This window comes from Serratia sp. CY37869 (assembly GCF_052168895.1).
Taxonomy (GTDB): Bacteria; Pseudomonadota; Gammaproteobacteria; order Enterobacterales; family Enterobacteriaceae; genus Serratia; species Serratia ureilytica.
On record NZ_JBJNLU010000004.1, the window covers coordinates 12975 to 29502 of the forward strand.

General features: G+C 63.9%; 8 protein-coding genes. 7 read left to right on the forward strand and 1 reads right to left on the reverse strand.

Annotated elements, in window-relative coordinates; genetic code table 11:
- Positions 1 to 513: 513 nt before the first annotated feature.
- The 3 genes from ACJ8J1_RS18760 to ACJ8J1_RS18770 all read left to right on the forward strand — a co-directional run bounded on the left by ACJ8J1_RS18760 (position 514) and on the right by ACJ8J1_RS18770 (position 6875).
- A complete protein-coding gene (locus ACJ8J1_RS18760) occupies positions 514 to 2607 on the forward strand; it encodes a TonB-dependent receptor (RefSeq protein WP_033641581.1) in 2094 nt (697 codons plus the stop codon).
- A 78-nt stretch (positions 2608 to 2685) separates the two neighbouring features.
- Positions 2686 to 5595, forward strand: a complete 2910-nt coding sequence (locus tag ACJ8J1_RS18765) for a condensation domain-containing protein (protein ID WP_033641582.1) — start codon at positions 2686 to 2688, stop codon at positions 5593 to 5595.
- A 47-nt stretch (positions 5596 to 5642) separates the two neighbouring features.
- Positions 5643 to 6875: a YncE family protein gene (locus ACJ8J1_RS18770; protein WP_033641583.1), complete on the forward strand. Its 1233-nt coding sequence runs from the start codon at positions 5643 to 5645 to the stop codon at positions 6873 to 6875.
- Positions 6876 to 6932: 57 nt separating this feature from the next.
- On the opposite strand, the gene ACJ8J1_RS18775 is transcribed toward ACJ8J1_RS18770, so the two are convergent.
- Positions 6933 to 9215 carry a TonB-dependent siderophore receptor gene (locus ACJ8J1_RS18775; protein ID WP_033641584.1) on the reverse strand — a complete coding sequence of 761 codons (2283 nt, stop codon included), beginning with the start codon at positions 9213 to 9215 and terminating at the stop codon, positions 6933 to 6935.
- A 282-nt stretch (positions 9216 to 9497) separates the two neighbouring features.
- Between ACJ8J1_RS18775 and fes the strand changes: the two genes are divergently transcribed.
- The 4 genes from fes to entS all read left to right on the forward strand — a co-directional run bounded on the left by fes (position 9498) and on the right by entS (position 16468).
- The gene (gene fes, locus ACJ8J1_RS18780) at positions 9498 to 10877 is read left to right on the forward strand and encodes an enterochelin esterase (protein WP_080273360.1); all 1380 of its coding nucleotides are present in this window, start codon (positions 9498 to 9500) and stop codon (positions 10875 to 10877) included.
- Positions 10852 to 11058, forward strand: coding sequence for an MbtH family protein (locus ACJ8J1_RS18785; protein WP_033644173.1), 207 nt, complete (start codon positions 10852 to 10854; stop codon positions 11056 to 11058). Before fes ends, ACJ8J1_RS18785 begins: the two co-directional genes overlap by 26 nt.
- A gap of 32 nt (positions 11059 to 11090) precedes the next feature.
- Positions 11091 to 15035, forward strand: coding sequence for an enterobactin synthase subunit F (locus ACJ8J1_RS18790; protein ID WP_033641585.1), 3945 nt, complete (start codon positions 11091 to 11093; stop codon positions 15033 to 15035).
- A gap of 176 nt (positions 15036 to 15211) precedes the next feature.
- A complete protein-coding gene (entS, locus tag ACJ8J1_RS18795; RefSeq protein WP_033641586.1) occupies positions 15212 to 16468 on the forward strand; it encodes an enterobactin transporter EntS in 1257 nt (418 codons plus the stop codon).
- The last annotated feature ends 60 nt before the right edge of the window (positions 16469 to 16528 follow it).

The following is a 16528-nucleotide window of genomic DNA, read 5'->3' on the forward strand; positions in this document are numbered from 1 at the left end:
CAACGAGACTGCAAGAATATATCCAAATGTTAATAGGAATGAAAATTATTATTATTTGATCCATTTGGCGCATGGGTGCTATCTATAAGGCGTTTTAGCAATACTGAGCAGAGAGGGCGTTGGGCGTGAGTAATTTATCTATATTATTCTTAGCATTGAAATGATTGCTTGTTATTGCAGCGCTCGTTTTTCCTGCGAAAGCATAAGGGCTTCTGGCAGTTATCTTGTCAGCCCTCACACCTTTATTGATAATGATTTGCATTAGAAAATGCAAAATATTATCATTCTTAACATTATTTTACGTTTTTATACAAGCTGCCGGCCGCTCCGCCGGCGGCTTGGCCGTGGACGGGGCCGCGCCCGTTCGGCCGCGAAAGACATGGGTTTGCCGCAGGGATAAGCAACAGCAAGGCCGGGAAGGCCGCAGCGTCATGATCTGTGTGAGTGTCGATGTAGGTTGTGTAAAAAAAAATCAAATTTTGTGCACCTCTGGGATGAAAGGAGAAGACATCTATGGGCAAGCATTTTGCGGCTCAACGGCATGAAAGCGTAGGAAACGGGGAAAAGGCGGGGTTGAAAGCCATTGGGGCATTTTCCTCCGTATTTTTAGGGGTTTGTTCACTGGCGATCGGTAACGTCAACGCGGCGGAAACGAAGAGCAACGAAACCTACCAGGACGCGGAAACGCTGCTGGTCACCGGTGAGAAGATCAAACGGTCCATTTTCGACACCGGCTCCAGCGTGCAGGTGTTCGACAGCAACCGCATCGCCTCGATGCCCGATGCGGTGCAGATCCCCGATCTGCTGCGCATGACCCCCAACGTGGTGGATCTGGGCATCGGCAACGAACTGCCGACCGTGCGCGGCATCGACGGTTCCGGCCCGAACGTCGGCGCCAACGCTTTCCTTAGCGGCACCCGCCCGCGCCTCAATCTGTCATTGGACGGCCGTTCGCTGACTTATAACGAACAGGCGTTCGGTCCGCAGTCGCTGTGGGATCTGGATCGCGTCGAAGTGTTCCTCGGCCCGCAAAGCTACATCCAGGGGCGCAACGCCATCGCCGGCGCCATCGTCATGGCCAGTAAGGATCCGACCTTCGAGTGGGAAAGCGCCTTCAAGGGCGGGGCCGGCAACCAGCACTCTTCACAGTTGGCGGCCATGGCGTCCGGCCCGCTGGTGGAAGATCAGCTGGCGTTCCGCGTCAGCGTCGATCGCCAGCGCCGCCGCAGCGAAGCCGATCTGCCGGCCTATGCGCCGGTGGGCGATCCGCGCGAAGTGGAAGCCACCACCGCCCGCGCCAAGCTGTTGTTCAACCCGGCCGGCCTGCGCGATCTGACCACCAAGCTGACCTTCAACCACTTCGGCAGCACCGCGCCGCAGAACGAAAGCCTCAACCCGCAGCCGCATCCGACCAACCCGCGCCACGATCCGCGCCGCGCCGTGTTCAAAAGCAACATGAACAGCACCATCTGGGATCTGGCCTGGGAGCAGTCCGACGCACTGACGTTGGAAAACCGCGTTATCTACACCGACTTCAACATCAACCGTCCGACCGCTTACAACATCCAATACGCCGAGATCGACGGCCAGGAAGTTCACGTGGAGCCGGTAGTGCGCTTCGGCGGCGCGGACAGCCGCCTGCACGGGCTGGCGGGGCTGCGTTACTTCCACGGCACGCAGGATGAGTTCGTCAACATCTTCGGCGGCTCGACCTTCAAGGATAAGACCGATACCCATTCGGCGTTCGCCGAGCTGACCTATGCGCTGACGCCGCAGGTGGACGTGACCGCCGCCAGCCGTCTGGAGCGCGAACATCGTCGCCGAGACGGCGGCAGCCAGGCGGTGCGCATCGATTTCGATGAAACCTACACCGTGTTCCTGCCGAAGCTGGACGTGGCCTGGAAACCGACGGATACCCAAACCTACGGCGCCAAGATCGCACGCGGCTATAACGCCGGCGGCGGCGGCATCACGATCGGCACGCCGGTGGTCAGCTACACCTACGGTTCCGAGTATGTCTGGAACTACGAGCTGTACACCCGCCATCACCTGAAAGACGCCAATGTGGTGCTGACGGGTAACATCTTCTACAACGATTACAAGGATATGCAGCTGCCGTACTCGCTGGGCGAGAACTCCAGCGTGATCCGCAACGCCGACAAGGTGGAAACCTACGGCGCGGAAATCGGCGCTACCTGGCAGCCGCGCTGGGATTTCGAACTGTTCGGCAACCTCGGCCTGTTGAAAACCGACATCAAGAAGTTCTCGGGCAGCGGCGTGGAAGGGCATGAGCTGGCGCGCGCGCCGGCTTACACCGCCAATATGGGCGCCAAATATCAGTTCCTGAAAGGGTGGGAGCTGAGCAGCAACGTGGCGTTTACCGACTCCTACTATTCGCAATACGACAACGACTCGCGCGGGCGCATCGGCTCCTATTGGACGGCCAACGCCCAGCTGGCTTACACCTTCGACTACGGTCGCGCCACGCTGTATGCGAAAAACCTGTTTGATTCCGACCGCCGCGAGATGGTCAGAAGCAATGACATTTACACGGCGACGCTCCAGCGAGGCCGCCTGGTCGGCGCAGCGGTTGAGCTGACTTTCTAACGCTATCGCGGTGACGGGGGACGAATGTCCCCCGTTTTATGCGCTATCCCGGCACGGCCGGGTAAAGGAGATAACGCAGTGATCGGTGATTTTGACAGCATTCTGAGCGATGAAGAGGCCCAGCGGCTGGAGAGCGCGTTTCAGGCGCTGGGCGCGGGGGCGGCGAACGGCGAGCGGCCGGTAAGCGAAGCCGAAGAGCGGGCATGGTTTGCCCATCTGCAGCAGGGTGACGCACGCGGGCAGCGGGCGCTAGCCTGGCGCCTGACGGGAGAGGTGGATATCGCCCAACTGACGGCGGCGCTGCAGGCGCTGGTGCGGGAAACGCCGGGCGTGAACGTGCATTACGTTTTTGATGACGAAAACGGTCTGATTAAACGCGCCGCCGATTCGGCGCCGTTGCCGGTGAGCCTGCGTCAGGTGGCGGATGAACAACACGCCATGGATTGCCTGCTGCAGGCGCAGGCGGCGCCGTTTGAACTGGAAGGCGAAGCGCCGCTGCGCTTCTTGCTGTTGCTCACGCCGGGCGGTGATGTGATGTTGGGCGCGGTATTGCATGACATCCTGGCGGAAACGCTGCCGTGGCGCCACCTGCCGGCGATGTTGTCCGCCCGTTATAACGGAGATGCGATGCCTCTGCCTTTCGCGGCGGAGCCGGTCGAGCCGCCGGAAACCCCGGAGCCACAGCTGCCCTGGGCGCGCCAGGCGGTCTCGCTGCAGGATTACCGCAGCCCGGCGCAGCGTGCTGAAGCGTTGCCACCGGTGGGCGCGCGCGTGGTCACGCGCATTGCGCGCTCGCTGTTGCCCGCCAACGACACGCCGCGGGCCTTGCTGGCGGCGGTGGCGGCGCGTTTTGCCGAGTTCGTCGCCACGCAGGCCGGCGGGCAAGCGGTGCAGCTGTGCGTGCCGGCCGCAGAAACGGCGGAGAGCGTCGGCCTGGAGTTGGGCCTGACGGCAGCGCCGCTGATGCGCCTGACCGTACGTCACGGCGACGGCGATGCCGGGCAACGGCTGCTGGCGCAGACCGTGGCTGAACAGCCGGATCGGCAGCGGGCGCAGCTGCTGGTGGCCTGGCGCGACGATCTGGCTGCAGAGTGGCGGTTGGAAGGCGTTCACGCCGAACGCCTGTTGCTGCCGCCGCTGCATACGCCGTTTGAACTGGCGCTGCTGTTGAGCTCGCCCGAGGCGGAAACGTTGACGCTGGAGCTGGTCACCGATCCGCGTCTGTCTCCGCACGCGGCGCCTTTCCTGCTGGAGCAGTTCAGCGCGTTCCTGGCCGGGCAGCGGATTGCCGTCGCATTGCCGGCGGCTGAGGCCGTTTCCCCGGCGATGGCCGCGCCGGCGGCGAACGGCGACGCGGACGAAAGCATTGCATCACTGATTTTGCAGGCGTTCCGTGAGGCGCTGGCGGCGCCGGAAATGACCCTGGATGAAGACTTCTTCGATCGCGGCGGCCATTCGCTGGTCGCCACCCGGGTGATCGGCCGCTTGCTGAGCCTGCATCAGATCGAAATCAATATTAACGATCTGTTCAGCCATCCCACGGCGCGCGGGCTGGCGGGGTACGCCAAACGCCTGAACGTCGCGCAGCCGAATGCCGCACCGACGACCGCCGACGATCATGATCGGGCGCAGGCGCCGCTGTCGTTGGCGCAGGAATCGTTGTGGAAGGTGTATGAAGCCTTTGGTCATGACGAGATCTTCAACCTGCCGTTCTCTCTGCGTTTCTTCGATGAGGTGGATGAAACGGCGCTGCGTCAGGCGTTTATCGACGTCATGACTCGCCATACCGTGCTGCGTTCACGCTTCGTCGAGCAGCAGGGCGAGGTGGTGCAGGTGGTGGTGCCGGCTGCCGAACTGTCAGATTACCAATGGTTCCGCTTCTCTCAGGAAACGCCGGCGGGCAACGCCGCCGCCCTGTTGGCCGACGCCGGCCAGCACCGTTTCGATCTGGCCGCCGAGCTGCCGCTGCGCGTCACGCTGCTGCGCGATGCGGACAACGGCCAGCAGCTGCTGTCGCTGCTGTTCCACCACGTGGTATTGGATGAATGGTCGCTCAACCTGATGATGGATGAGCTGGGCGTCGCCTACCGCCATCGCGTCGTCGGCCAGGTGCCGCAGTGGAGCGGACAGCCGCCGCAGTTCCACACCTTCGCCCGGCAGCAGCGGGCCTCGGGGGTGCAGCAGCAACATCTGGATTACTGGCTCGACGCGCTGCGCGGCGCGCCGGTCGGCCAGCCGATCTTCCGGCAAGAACCGTCCACCCATCCGGCGGTGCCGGCGCCGGCGGACGTCAACGGCGGCTGGCTGGAGTTCGAGGTCGATCCCGCCGTGGCGGAAGGCCTGTATCAGCTCGCTCGCCGCAACAACGCTTCGTTGTTTAACGTAGTGTATGCCGGGATTACCTCGGCGCTGCGCCTGCTGGGCGGCCCGGCGGATCTGCTGGTGGGCACCTCGACCTCCGGCCGTAACGACGCCGAGTTCTTCGATACCGTCGGCTACTTCACCACCGTGGTGGTGCACCGCGTGCGCTTCGACGAAGGGCTGACGGTCGCCGGGTTGGTCAGTCAGGTGAAAAACACCATCAATGGCTCGCTGCCGTACACCGACATTCCGATCGACCTGGTGGAAGAAGGGCTGTTCGGCGTGGATGCCGACCGCAAAAACCACATGTTCGAAGTGTTCATCCAGATCCACAGCCGCATCAAGCTGAACGGCGAGTTCCGGCTGCAGGACGGCCGTGCGATCGCCTACCGTCAGGTGGAGCCGGAGAAAGCCGAATCGCTGCTCGGCCTGCAGTTTGAGGTGATGGAAGACGATCTGGCCGGGAAGAAATCCCTGCGGGTGATGATGACCTATCGCCAGGATCACTACAGCCGGGAGCAGGCCACTCTGATCGCCGACGGCGTTCAGCACGTCTTTACCCAGTTTGCACAGCACATCGCTGGTGATATCGCTCTGGCGGCGCTGCCGCCCGGGCCGCAGGCATGACGTTGTTTCACTCTAACCGAAAGCATGATTTTCAAGGAGATAAAAGGATGTCTGGAACCCTAGCAACCCCGCGCGCGTTACTGTCGCTGCTGGTGGCGGCCTCTCTGGTGGTCGCCGGCGCCGCGCAGGCGGACGATGCCGGCATCAAACCGCAGGACATCAAGCGCCAGGCGCTGTCGTCGGCGGTGGTGGAGATGGCCTACAGCACCTCGCAGCAGGCGCTGTTCGTCAGTGCGCCGGACTGGAAGGAAGAAGCGCGCTCCCGCGTGCTGCGGCTGGATCCCAACACCCTGGCGATCAAGGCGGAGATCCCGCTGAAGGTGAAAGGCTTCGGCGTGGCGCTGAACGATGCGGGCAACCGTTTGTACCTGACGCAGGCCTTCAACGGCGAAGTCGGGGTGGTGGACACCACCACCAACCATGCGCTCGACAGCATCAAGCTGCTGGATAAAGCGGTGCTGGAGCAGGCCTACAAGCAGGCGGGCATCAGCGGCAAGCGCCTGGATTTCCTGCTGGCGGAGCTGAAGAAGTTCAAGATCACTGAGGACTACCTGTACCGCATCCGCGAGATTAAATATGACGCGCAAAGCGGCCGCCTGTTCCTGCCGGGGCTGGGCTTCGGCGTCGACAGCGTGCTGTACGTGGTCGATACCAAGGCCGGCAAGCTGGAGAAAGTGATCCCGGGCTTCGGTTACAACGCGGTGGGCATCACGCTGGATGAGAAGGGCCGCAGGGTGTTCGTCTCCAACATGCAGGGGCAGGTGATCACCCTGAACGCCGACACGCTGGCGATCGCCGCCACGCACGAGGTGCAGGCCGATCAGTTGCTGAACCTGGTGTATGACCCGGCGAGCAACCGCCTGTTGGGCGTCGATCAGGGCATCGACCGCGACGACTACCGCAACCATCATCTGGGGCGCGACTACGTGAAGCGCAGCAGCGGCCACCGGGTGTTTGCGCTGGATGCGGACAGCGGCAAGGTGCTGGCCAGCGAACTGACGGATGAAGTGCCGATCGGTCTGCTGCTCGACGAGCGCAGCCAGCGGCTGTATGTCGCCAACCGCAAGGGCGTGCGCGTGGATCACGGCGCCGGGACGCTGACGGTGTTCGACGCCAAGACCCTCAAGCGCCTGCAAACCGTGGACCTGCCGCCGCACCCTAACAGCCTGGCGTTGGATCCGAAAGGCGATGCGCTGTTCGTAACGGTGAAAAACGACGGCGCTGCCACCAAGGCCGGCAAAGCCGAAAGCGTGGTGCGCATTCAGCTACACACCAAATAACTGAATGGAAAGATAAAAAAAGGGCGCCGCGGCGCCCTTTGTCGTTGGTTCATGTCATCAGAAGTGGGTGTTGATGCTCATGTAGTAGGTGCGGCCCGGTTCGTTGTAGGTGGCCGCGCCCGCACCGGCGATGTTGATCGCACCGGTGTTCGGGTCGCCGACGTTCTGCGCGTTGCCGGCGCGGAACTGGCGTTTATCGAACAGGTTGTCGATGCCGGCGGTGAGGCTGACGTTTTTGGTCAGATCATAGGTCGCGCTGGCGCCGACGACGGCGTAAGGGCTAACCTCGCGGGTTTCGCCGCCGGTGGCCGGTTTACCCTGGTAGTTGTACTTCTTCGGCTTCTGACGGCCGTACCAGGTCAGGGTGGACTGCATCGACAGATCCTGCGTGGCCTGCCAGCTGAGGGTCGAGTTGACGGTGAACTTCGGGATCACCGACAGGTAATCGCCGGTGGTCTTGTTCTTGTTCTCGATCATGTAGGTGGCGTTGTTGCTCCAGGTGACGGTCTCGCTGACCGGCACGTTCAGCGAGCCTTCCAGCCCTTGCACCACCGCCTTCGGCACGTTTTCCCACTGATAGACCGCCGTACCGGTGCTGCTGGTGGCGATGCGGGAGTTACCCGCTTCAATCTTGTTGTGGTAATCGTTGCGGAAGTAGGTCACGCCGGCCAGCCAGCCGTCGTTATGGAACTCCAGCCCGATCTCTTTGTTGACGCTGGTTTCCGCCTTCAGATCGTCGTTGCCGAGCAGGTAGCAGCCGTTTCTGGTATCGCTACCGGCGCATCCCTGGCCTTTGCTGTACAGCAGATAGTTGCCGTTGGTCTGGAACAGGGTCGGCGCCTTGTAGGAACGGGCGATGCCCATCTTCAGCGTGAAGTAGTCGCCCAGTTCCTGCGACAGGTTCAGCGCCGGGCTCCAGTTGTTGCCGGATTCCGAATGCAGATCGTAGCGCAGACCCGGCGTCAGCATGGTGGTGTCGGTCAGTTCAATGTTGTCTTCGGCGAACAGCGAGAAAATATGCGCGGAAGCGTAAGGGCTGCGCGTACCGGTCGTCATGCCGGGAATGGTGCCGCCCATCAGCGTTTGGCTGGTGGAGGTGCCGTCCTTCATGCGTTGTTGGCTCCACTCGGTGCCCAGCGTAGCGGTTTGCGCGACGCCCAGCTCGAACGGCACGCTGACTTCGCTGTGCGCCAGGAAGTCATCCAGCTTGGTGGTGCCGAAACCGGTGTTCTTGGTATCGAAGATGCCTTCGGTGCCGCCGGCCAACCCTTCGTTTATACGGGTGTTGCGGGTGCGTTCGAACTGCACGTAGTTGTTGGTGCTCACGCCGTTGTCCCAGGCGCCGCGGTGGGTCAGGCCGAAGGTTTCACGGTAGATGCGGTTGGTCTCTTTGCCGTAGTTGCTCTGCACCAGGGCGTTGGTGTTGGTGTTCTGAGTATCGCCGGCGTACAGGTTGCCCTGGCGGCCATAGGCGTATTCGAACTCCAGCGACTGCAGATGGGCGAAATCCCAGTGCAGCAGGGCGTCGATGTTTTTATCGACCACCCCTTCGCGCCCGGCGGGCACGCTGTTGGCGTAGGCGCCGACGCGTTCGGATTTGTGCGATTCGTTAATGTCCCAGGCGTCGGCCTGCGTTTTGCTGTAGCCGCCGAACAGGCGGAAGCTCAGGGAATCGCTCAGCGGGCCGGACAGGCTGAAATCGGTACGCTTGGTGGCGCCTTCCTGCTTGTGCTGCGGCACGTTGAAGTAGCCGTTCAGCGAGCCGTGCAGCGCATCGCCGGCCTTCTTGGTGATGATGTTGACCACGCCGCCCGCGGCGCCGTTGCCATAGCGCGCCGCAGCCGGGCCGCGCAGCACTTCGATGCGTTCGATCATTTCCGGCGGCACCCAGGCGGTATCGCCGCGTGAGTCACGTTCGCCGCGCCAGCCCTGACGCACCGAGTTGCGGCTGGAGGCCGGTTTGCCGTCGATCAGAATCAGGGTATTTTCCGGGCCCATGCCGCGGATATCGATCTGGCGGTTGTTGCCGCGCTGGCCGCTGGTGGAGTTGCCGGTCAGGTTAACCCCGGGCATGGTGCGGATCAGTTCGCTGATGTCGCGCGCCGGCGGGCGTTTCTTGATCTCGTCGGCGGTGATGGTGGATACCCCCGGCGCCTGCAGGTTCTGCCGGGCGGCGGTCACGACGATGGTGTCTTCGCCGCGCGGCTTTTTATCCGCTGTGCCGCTGTTTTCTTCCGTGGTGGGGGTGTCGGTCTGCTGCGCGGCGTTGGCGAACGCGGACGCGCCCAATCCCAAGCCGATAAGAGTGGCCAAAGAATAACGTGATAGCTTGCTTTTCATTTGAGTGTCCTACCTTGCTGCCCTCCCTCGCCGAATGGGGGAAAGGCGGTTGTAGTTTTTGTGTAGTCGGAATAGAAAATCGGCTGCGGCAAGGGATGCCATTGATGTATCCCCGATCCCTGTCCGTTGCGCGCAATACCAGCACGATCTCCAAGCCTTACACACTATTGCAAATGCAAATTATTATCAATAGTATTTGGCCTACAGTGTGTTCGGGCGGTGGCCGGCGATAGGGAAAAGTCGACGTTCCCGGTGCCGCCAACTACAAAATGGGTAGGCGTTGTGAATACAGAACTAGAGTCAGAAAGCAGCAGATTATTGGCCAGCAGCAATGCGGGCAGTCCAGGGTGGTGGTTGACGGTGGCACGACGCGGTACGCCATGGGTAGAACCGGCGGGTAACGGCCGGTGGCGAACCACCTTTTTCTGGCGCGATCCGCAGGGATGCGAATTGACTTCCGCCTACCGCCGGGTGTGGATCAACATCAACTGCCTGACCGACCACCATCAGCCGAATCCGCCGCAAAGCCTGCTGCGTTTGGCCGGTACCGACGTATGGTACTGGCAGACCGAGCTGAACGGCGCCTGGCGCGGCAGCTACTGCTTTATTCCTTGTTTTGACGAGCGGCCGCCGGCGTTCAGCGACGACGACGCGCACGCCAACATGCACAACCTGCGTCACTGGTGGCACCAGGTGTTCGCCTGCGCCACTCCCGATCTGCTCAACCCCTATCGCTCCTGGCAAAGCGCCAGCGGCCACAGCGTTTCCGGTCTGCACATGCCGGATGCGCCGCCGCAGCCGGTGTGGCGCTCGTTCGATGAGTATGAGATCGCCAGCGGGCGCTGCACGCCGCCGCTGCCGGCGCGTTTGCAGCGCCATACCTGGCAGAGCGAGCGTCTGGGCAACAGCCGCGATGTCTGGATCTACACCACCGGCGACAGCAAGCCGGCCGAACGCCCGCTCGCGATCCTGCTCGACGGCCAGTTCTGGGCGAAGCAAATGCCGGTCTGGGCGCCGTTGATGCAACTGACCCGCGAGGGGGCGTTGCCGGAAGCGGTGTATGTGCTGATCGACATCATCGATCTGCCGCACCGGGCGCGTGAGCTGACCTGCAAGGACGATTTCTGGCTGGCGGTGCAGGAAGAACTGATGCCGCAACTGGCCGAATGGGCGCCGCACAGCGACAATCCGGCCGAGACTGTGGTGGCGGGGCAAAGCTTTGGCGGCCTGGCCTCTCTGTACGCCGGGCTGCGCTGGCCGCAGCGCTTCGGCGCGGTGATCACCCAGTCCGGCTCCTATTGGTGGCCGCGGCGCGACATGCTGCAGCTGCCGAGCATTCCCGACGACGCCTGCTGGCTGATGCAACAGGTCGAACGCCACGGCCTGGGCAACCACGGCGCGCTGAAGGTATTTATGGAAGCCGGTACGCAGGAAAAGCTGGTGCATCAGGTCAGCGGGCAAATGGCGGCGCGCCTGAGCGAAGCCGGCCATCGGGTGCACTACCGGGTGGTGGAAGGCGGGCACGACGCGCTGTGCTGGCGCAGCGGCCTGACCGACGGGCTGCAGGCGGTGTGGGCTTCCGCTTTCGCCACCGCTTATCCGGCATCGGTAACGACGGCGGCACAAGGAACGCAGGATGGAAAGCCTGAATCCGTTCGATGATCAACAGCAGCGCAGCCTGGTGCTGCGCAACGTACAACAACAATACAGTTTGTGGCCGGATTTCCGCGCCATTCCACCCGATTGGACGATCGTATTTGGCCCGGCGGCGCGCACCGAGTGCGCCGAGTGGCTGGAACAGCATTGGCAAGATATTCTGCCGGTCGCAGCACGCAAGGCGTGACCGGCGCCTGGTAATCACGGGAGCAATAAGCAGTGTCACACACCCCTAACTCTCTCAGCGGCCCGGCGCTTGCGGGCGAATGGCCGCTGGTCGCGGCGCAACCCGGCATTTGGGTCGCCGATCAAATCTCCCCGCATCGCAATGCTTACGCGGTGGCGCATGCCATCGAACTCAACGGCCCCGTCGCCGTGGAGCCCCTGCTGCAGGCCATCACCCAGGGCCTCGGCGAGGTGGACATGCTGCGGCTGCGTTTTGCGGAACGCGACGGCGTGCCGGTGCAATGGCTGGATGACTCGCTGGCGGTGCACGCGCCGGAACGGGTCGATCTGACGACGTCGCCGGATCCCGAAGCCGCCGCTCGCGCGCTGATGGACATCGATCTGGCGAGCGATCTGCGCGCCGGCAGCGGCGCACCGCTGTATCGCCATGTGGTGATGCGCCTGGCGGACGATCGCTGGTTCTGGTATCAGCGCTATCACCATCTGTTGGTGGACGGTTTCAGCTTCACCGCCATCGCTCGCCGCGTGGCGGCGATTTATACCCATCTTTGCCGCGGCGACGCGCTGGAGCCGACGCCTTTCACGGCGTTCAGCGACGTGGTGGCGGAATACCAGGCTTACCGGCAGGCACCGGCCTGGCAACGCGACGCCGATTTCTGGCGCGAAAAAGCGCGGCAGCTGCCGCCGCCGGCCACGATCTGCCCGCAGCCGCTGGCCGGGCAAACGCCCACGCCGCGCATCCACCGGCTGGAACAGCGCTGCGATCCGCAGGCCTTCGCCGAACTGGTGCAGCGTGGCGCGCAGCAGAAGCTGAACGCCGCCGATATGGCGGTGGCGCTGGTGGCGCTGTGGGTATCGCGCCTGAGCGGCCAACCGAGCTTCAGCGCCGGTTTTATCTTCATGCGCCGTACCGGCTCGGCCGCCCTGTGCGCCGCCGGCCCGGTGATCAATGTGCTGCCGATGGAGATGCATCTCGAGCCGCAGGCCACGCTGTATGAGGCCGCCGCACGCATCAGCCGCGAGCTGAAAACGGTGCGCCGCCATCAGCGCTACGACGCCGAACAGGTTCAGCGCGATCTGGGGCGCATCGGCGACGGCGAACCGCTGTACGGCACGGTCTTCAACTTCAAAATGTTCGATTACCAGCTGGATTTCGCCGGCATCGAGGGCATTACCCACGATCTGGCCTCCGGGCCGGTGCGCGATCTGGAGATTGCGCTGTTTATCGATGAACACCGCCAATTGAAGGTGGAGCTGCTGGCCAATGCCGAACGTTACAGCCGCCAGGAGCTGCAGGCGCACCTGCAACGGTTGCCGCTGCTGCTGGCGCAGTTCGCCGCGCAGGCAACGTTGCCGATCGGCGAGGCCGATATGCTGACCGCCGACGATCGCGCGCTGCTGGCGCGGATCAACGACACGGCGCATCCGGTGCCGGCGACCACGCTGAGCCAATTGCTGGCGCAGCAGGCGCAAGCCACGCCGGACGCGCCGGCGTTGGCGGATGCGCATTTCAGCTTCACCTACCGCGAAACGCGCGAGCAGGTCACGGCGCTGGCGCGCCAGCTGGTGGCGCAGGGCGTGCGGCCGGGCGACATCGTGGCGGTGGCGCTGCCGCGCTCGGTGTTCCTGTCGCTGGCGTTGATGGCGATCGTCGAAGCGGGCGCCGCCTACCTGCCGCTGGACACCGGTTATCCGGACGAGCGGCTGGCGATGATGCTGGAAGACGCCGCGCCCCGCTTGATCATCACTCACCCGGCGCAGCAGGCGCGTTTCGCCGACAAGGGCGACATGTTGCTGTATGACGCGCCGCTGGCGGCCGATCACGCCGCCGGGGTGGCGATCGCGGGCCCGACGCCGGACCATGCGGCCTATATCATCTTTACCTCCGGCTCCACCGGGCGCCCGAAAGGCGTGCTGGTCGGCCATCAGGCGATCGTCAACCGCCTGCTGTGGATGCAACACCAGTATCCGCTGGGGGCGGACGACGCGGTGCTGCAGAAAACGCCGTGCAGTTTCGATGTCTCGGTGTGGGAATTCTTCTGGCCATTGATGGTCGGCGCCCGGCTGGTGATGGCGCCGCCGGAGGCGCACCGCGATCCGCAGCAGCTGCAACAGCTGATCGCTCAACACCGCATTACCACGATGCACTTCGTACCGTCGATGCTGGCGGCTTTCGTTGCCGCCCTGGACGACGACGCGGCGGTGGCGAGCTGCGCCGCGCTGCGCCAGGTGTTCTGCAGCGGCGAAGCGCTGCCGGCGGAGCTGTGCCGCCTGTGGCAAAGCCGCACGGCGGTGCCGCTGCACAACCTCTACGGCCCGACCGAAGCGGCGGTGGACGTGACCTGGCATCCGGCCTACGGCGAGGCGCTGGCGAAGGTGACCGGCGCCAACGTGCCGATTGGCCTGCCGGTGTGGAACACCGGGCTGCGCATTCTGGACGCGCGTCTGCGGCCGGTGCCGCCGGGCGTGGCGGGCGATCTGTATCTGACCGGCGTCCAGTTGGCGCACGGCTACCTTGGCCGGCCGGATCTGACCGCCAGCCGCTTTGTCGCCGATCCGTTCGGTGAGGGCGGGCGCATGTACCGCACCGGCGACGTGGCGCGCTGGCTGCCGGACGGCGCGGTGGAATATTTGGGCCGCAGCGACGATCAGCTGAAGATCCGCGGGCAGCGTATCGAGCTGAGTGAAATCGACCACGCCCTGCTGTCGCTGCCGGGCGTGCGCCAGGCGGTGACGCACGCGCGGGTGCTGCAGGGCACGCCGGTGGACGCCGGCGGCGATGCGCGCCAGCTGGTGGGTTATCTGGTGATGCAGCCTGGCGCGAGCTGGGATGCGGAAGCCCTGCGCGCGGCGCTGGCCGACCGTCTGCCGCCGCACATGGTGCCGGTGGCGTTGGTGGAAATGCGCGATTTGCCGCTGAGCGCCAACGGCAAGCTGGATCGCAAGGCCCTGCCGCAGCCGCAGGGCGGTGAGCGCAAGGCAGGGCGTCCGCCGCAGGCCGGGTTGGAAAGCGAGATCGCCGCAGTATTTGCCCGCTTGCTGCAGCGCGAGCAGGTGTTCGCCGACGACGATTTCTTCGCGCTGGGCGGCCATTCGCTGCTGGCGATGCGTCTGGCGGCCGAGCTGCGCCGCGATCTGGGCAAGGCGGTGTCCGTCGGCCAGGTGATGGTGGCGTCGCGCGTCGAGCAATTGGCCGCCTTGCTGGCGGAAGATCGCACGCAGGAAGAGGCCGATCGCAGTGGCTTCGACAGCGTATTGCCGCTGCGCGTCACCGAGGGGCCGACGCTGTTCTGTCTGCATCCGGCGTCCGGTTTCTCCTGGCAGTTCAGCGTATTGCCGCGCTATCTCGATCAGCACTGGTCGCTGGTCGGCATTCAGTCGCCGCGGCCGGACGGCCCGCTGGCGCTGAGCGAAGACATGGACCAGGTGGTGGAGGCGCACCTGCAGACGGTGCTGCAGGTGCAGCCGCACGGGCCGTACCACTTCATCGGCTACTCGCTGGGCGGCACGCTGGCCCAGGGCATCGCCGCCCGGCTGCAGGCGCGCGGCGAGCAGGTGGCGTTCCTCGGCCTGCTGGATACCTATCCGCCGGAGACCCAAAACTGGGACGTAATGCTGGACGACAACGTGTTGAAGGAAGTGCAGCGCGAGCGCGAACAGTTCCTGGCGGTGTCGCAGGATACGCTCGATCCCGCACTGGGCGAGACGCGCACCCTGATGTTCGACAACATCGAAGCCAACTACGCCGATTCGGTGCGGTTGCTGTCGCACACGCGGACCGCCCGCTTCCACGGCCAGGCGACGCTGTTCGTCGCCAAACGCACGTTGCAGGCAGGGATGGACGTGCAGCAGACCTGGTCGCAGTACGTCGATGCGCTGCAGGCGCACGAGCTCGACTGCGCGCATGTCGATATCGTTTCGCCGGCGTCGTTCAAAGTGCTGGGGCCGCTGCTGAATCGGATTTTGCGCACGCTGTAATGACGCCCGTCATCTCGCCGCCAGGCACGGGGATTACCCCGCGTTTGGCGGCGTTTCTTGCGTCCGCTCACAATTGAATATCAATGATTTCTATTATCATTATTGATTTCGTTATCTGTGCTAGCATAGCGCTCCGCAACTGCAGAATCCCCGTTTAAAGATGTGGTGAACAACCGATGAGTAGCAAACCCTCCATCCTGCTTGATTTTAGCCTGCTGAAAACCCACCGGGCCTTTCGCGCGGTATTCTGCGCGCGTTTCATCTCCATTGTGGCGCTGGGGCTGATGGCGATCGCCATCCCGGTGCAGATCCAGGCGCTGACCGGTTCCACCCTGCAGGTCGGGTTGGCGGTGACGCTGGCCGGCGGCGGCATGTTCGCCGGGCTGCTGATGGGCGGCGTATTGGCCGATCGCTATGAGCGGCGCCGGTTGATCCTGTTCGCGCGCTCCACTTGCGGCATCGGGTTCGTCGGCCTGTGCCTCAACGCCCTGTTGCCGTCACCTTCGCTGGCGGCCATTTATCTGCTGGCGGTGTGGGACGGTTTCTTCGGCGCCGTGGGGGTGACGGCGCTGCTGGCGGCCACGCCGGCGCTGGTGGGCCGCGAAAACATCGTGCAGGCGGGCGCCATCAGCATGCTGACGGTGCGCTTCGGCTCGATTCTTTCCCCGGCCATCGGCGGCCTGGTGATCGCCCATATGGGCATCGCCTGGAACTACGGCCTGGCGGCGTTCGGCACCCTGCTGACGTTGCTGCCGCTGCTGAGCCTGCCGCAGCTGATGCCGCCGCCGCAGCCGCGGGAACATCCGCTGCGCGCGCTGGCGGGCGGTTTCGCCTTCCTGTTCCAGAACAAGGTGATCGGCATGGTGGCGCTGATCGGCGCGTTGCTGACCATGGCCAGCGCGGTGCGCGTGCTGTACCCGGCGATGGCGGAAAGCTGGCGCATCGACGCAGCCCACCTCGGTTATATGTACGCCGCCGTGCCGCTCGGCGCGACTATTGGTGCGTTCACCAGCGGGCGCGTGGCGCACGTGGCGCGCCCCGGTTGGGTGATGCTGCTGACGGCGATCGCGGCTTTCGCCTCTATTGGCCTGTTCGGCCTGATGCCGTGGTACAGCCTGGCGTTGCTGTGCCTGGTGGCGTTCGGCTACCTGAGCGCGCTGAACTCGCTGCTGCAATACGGCCTGATCCAGGGCCTGACGCCGGACAATTTCCTTGGCCGCATCAACGGCCTGTGGACGGCGCAGAACGTGGTGGGCGATGCGCTGGGCGCGTTGCTGCTGGGGGCGATGGGCGCCTTTATGCTGCCGGCAATGAGCGCCAGCGGTTTCGGCTTCGGCGCGGCGCTGCTCGGCATCCTGTTGCTGTTCGCCATGACCGGTTTGCGCCAGGTTACGCTGCACAAACCGGAGCCGCAGCCCGCCACAGAAAAGTAGTCGAACGCGTTAAAACAACGCTGTGGGATCAAATAGCAATGCTTATCATCGGCATGCGTA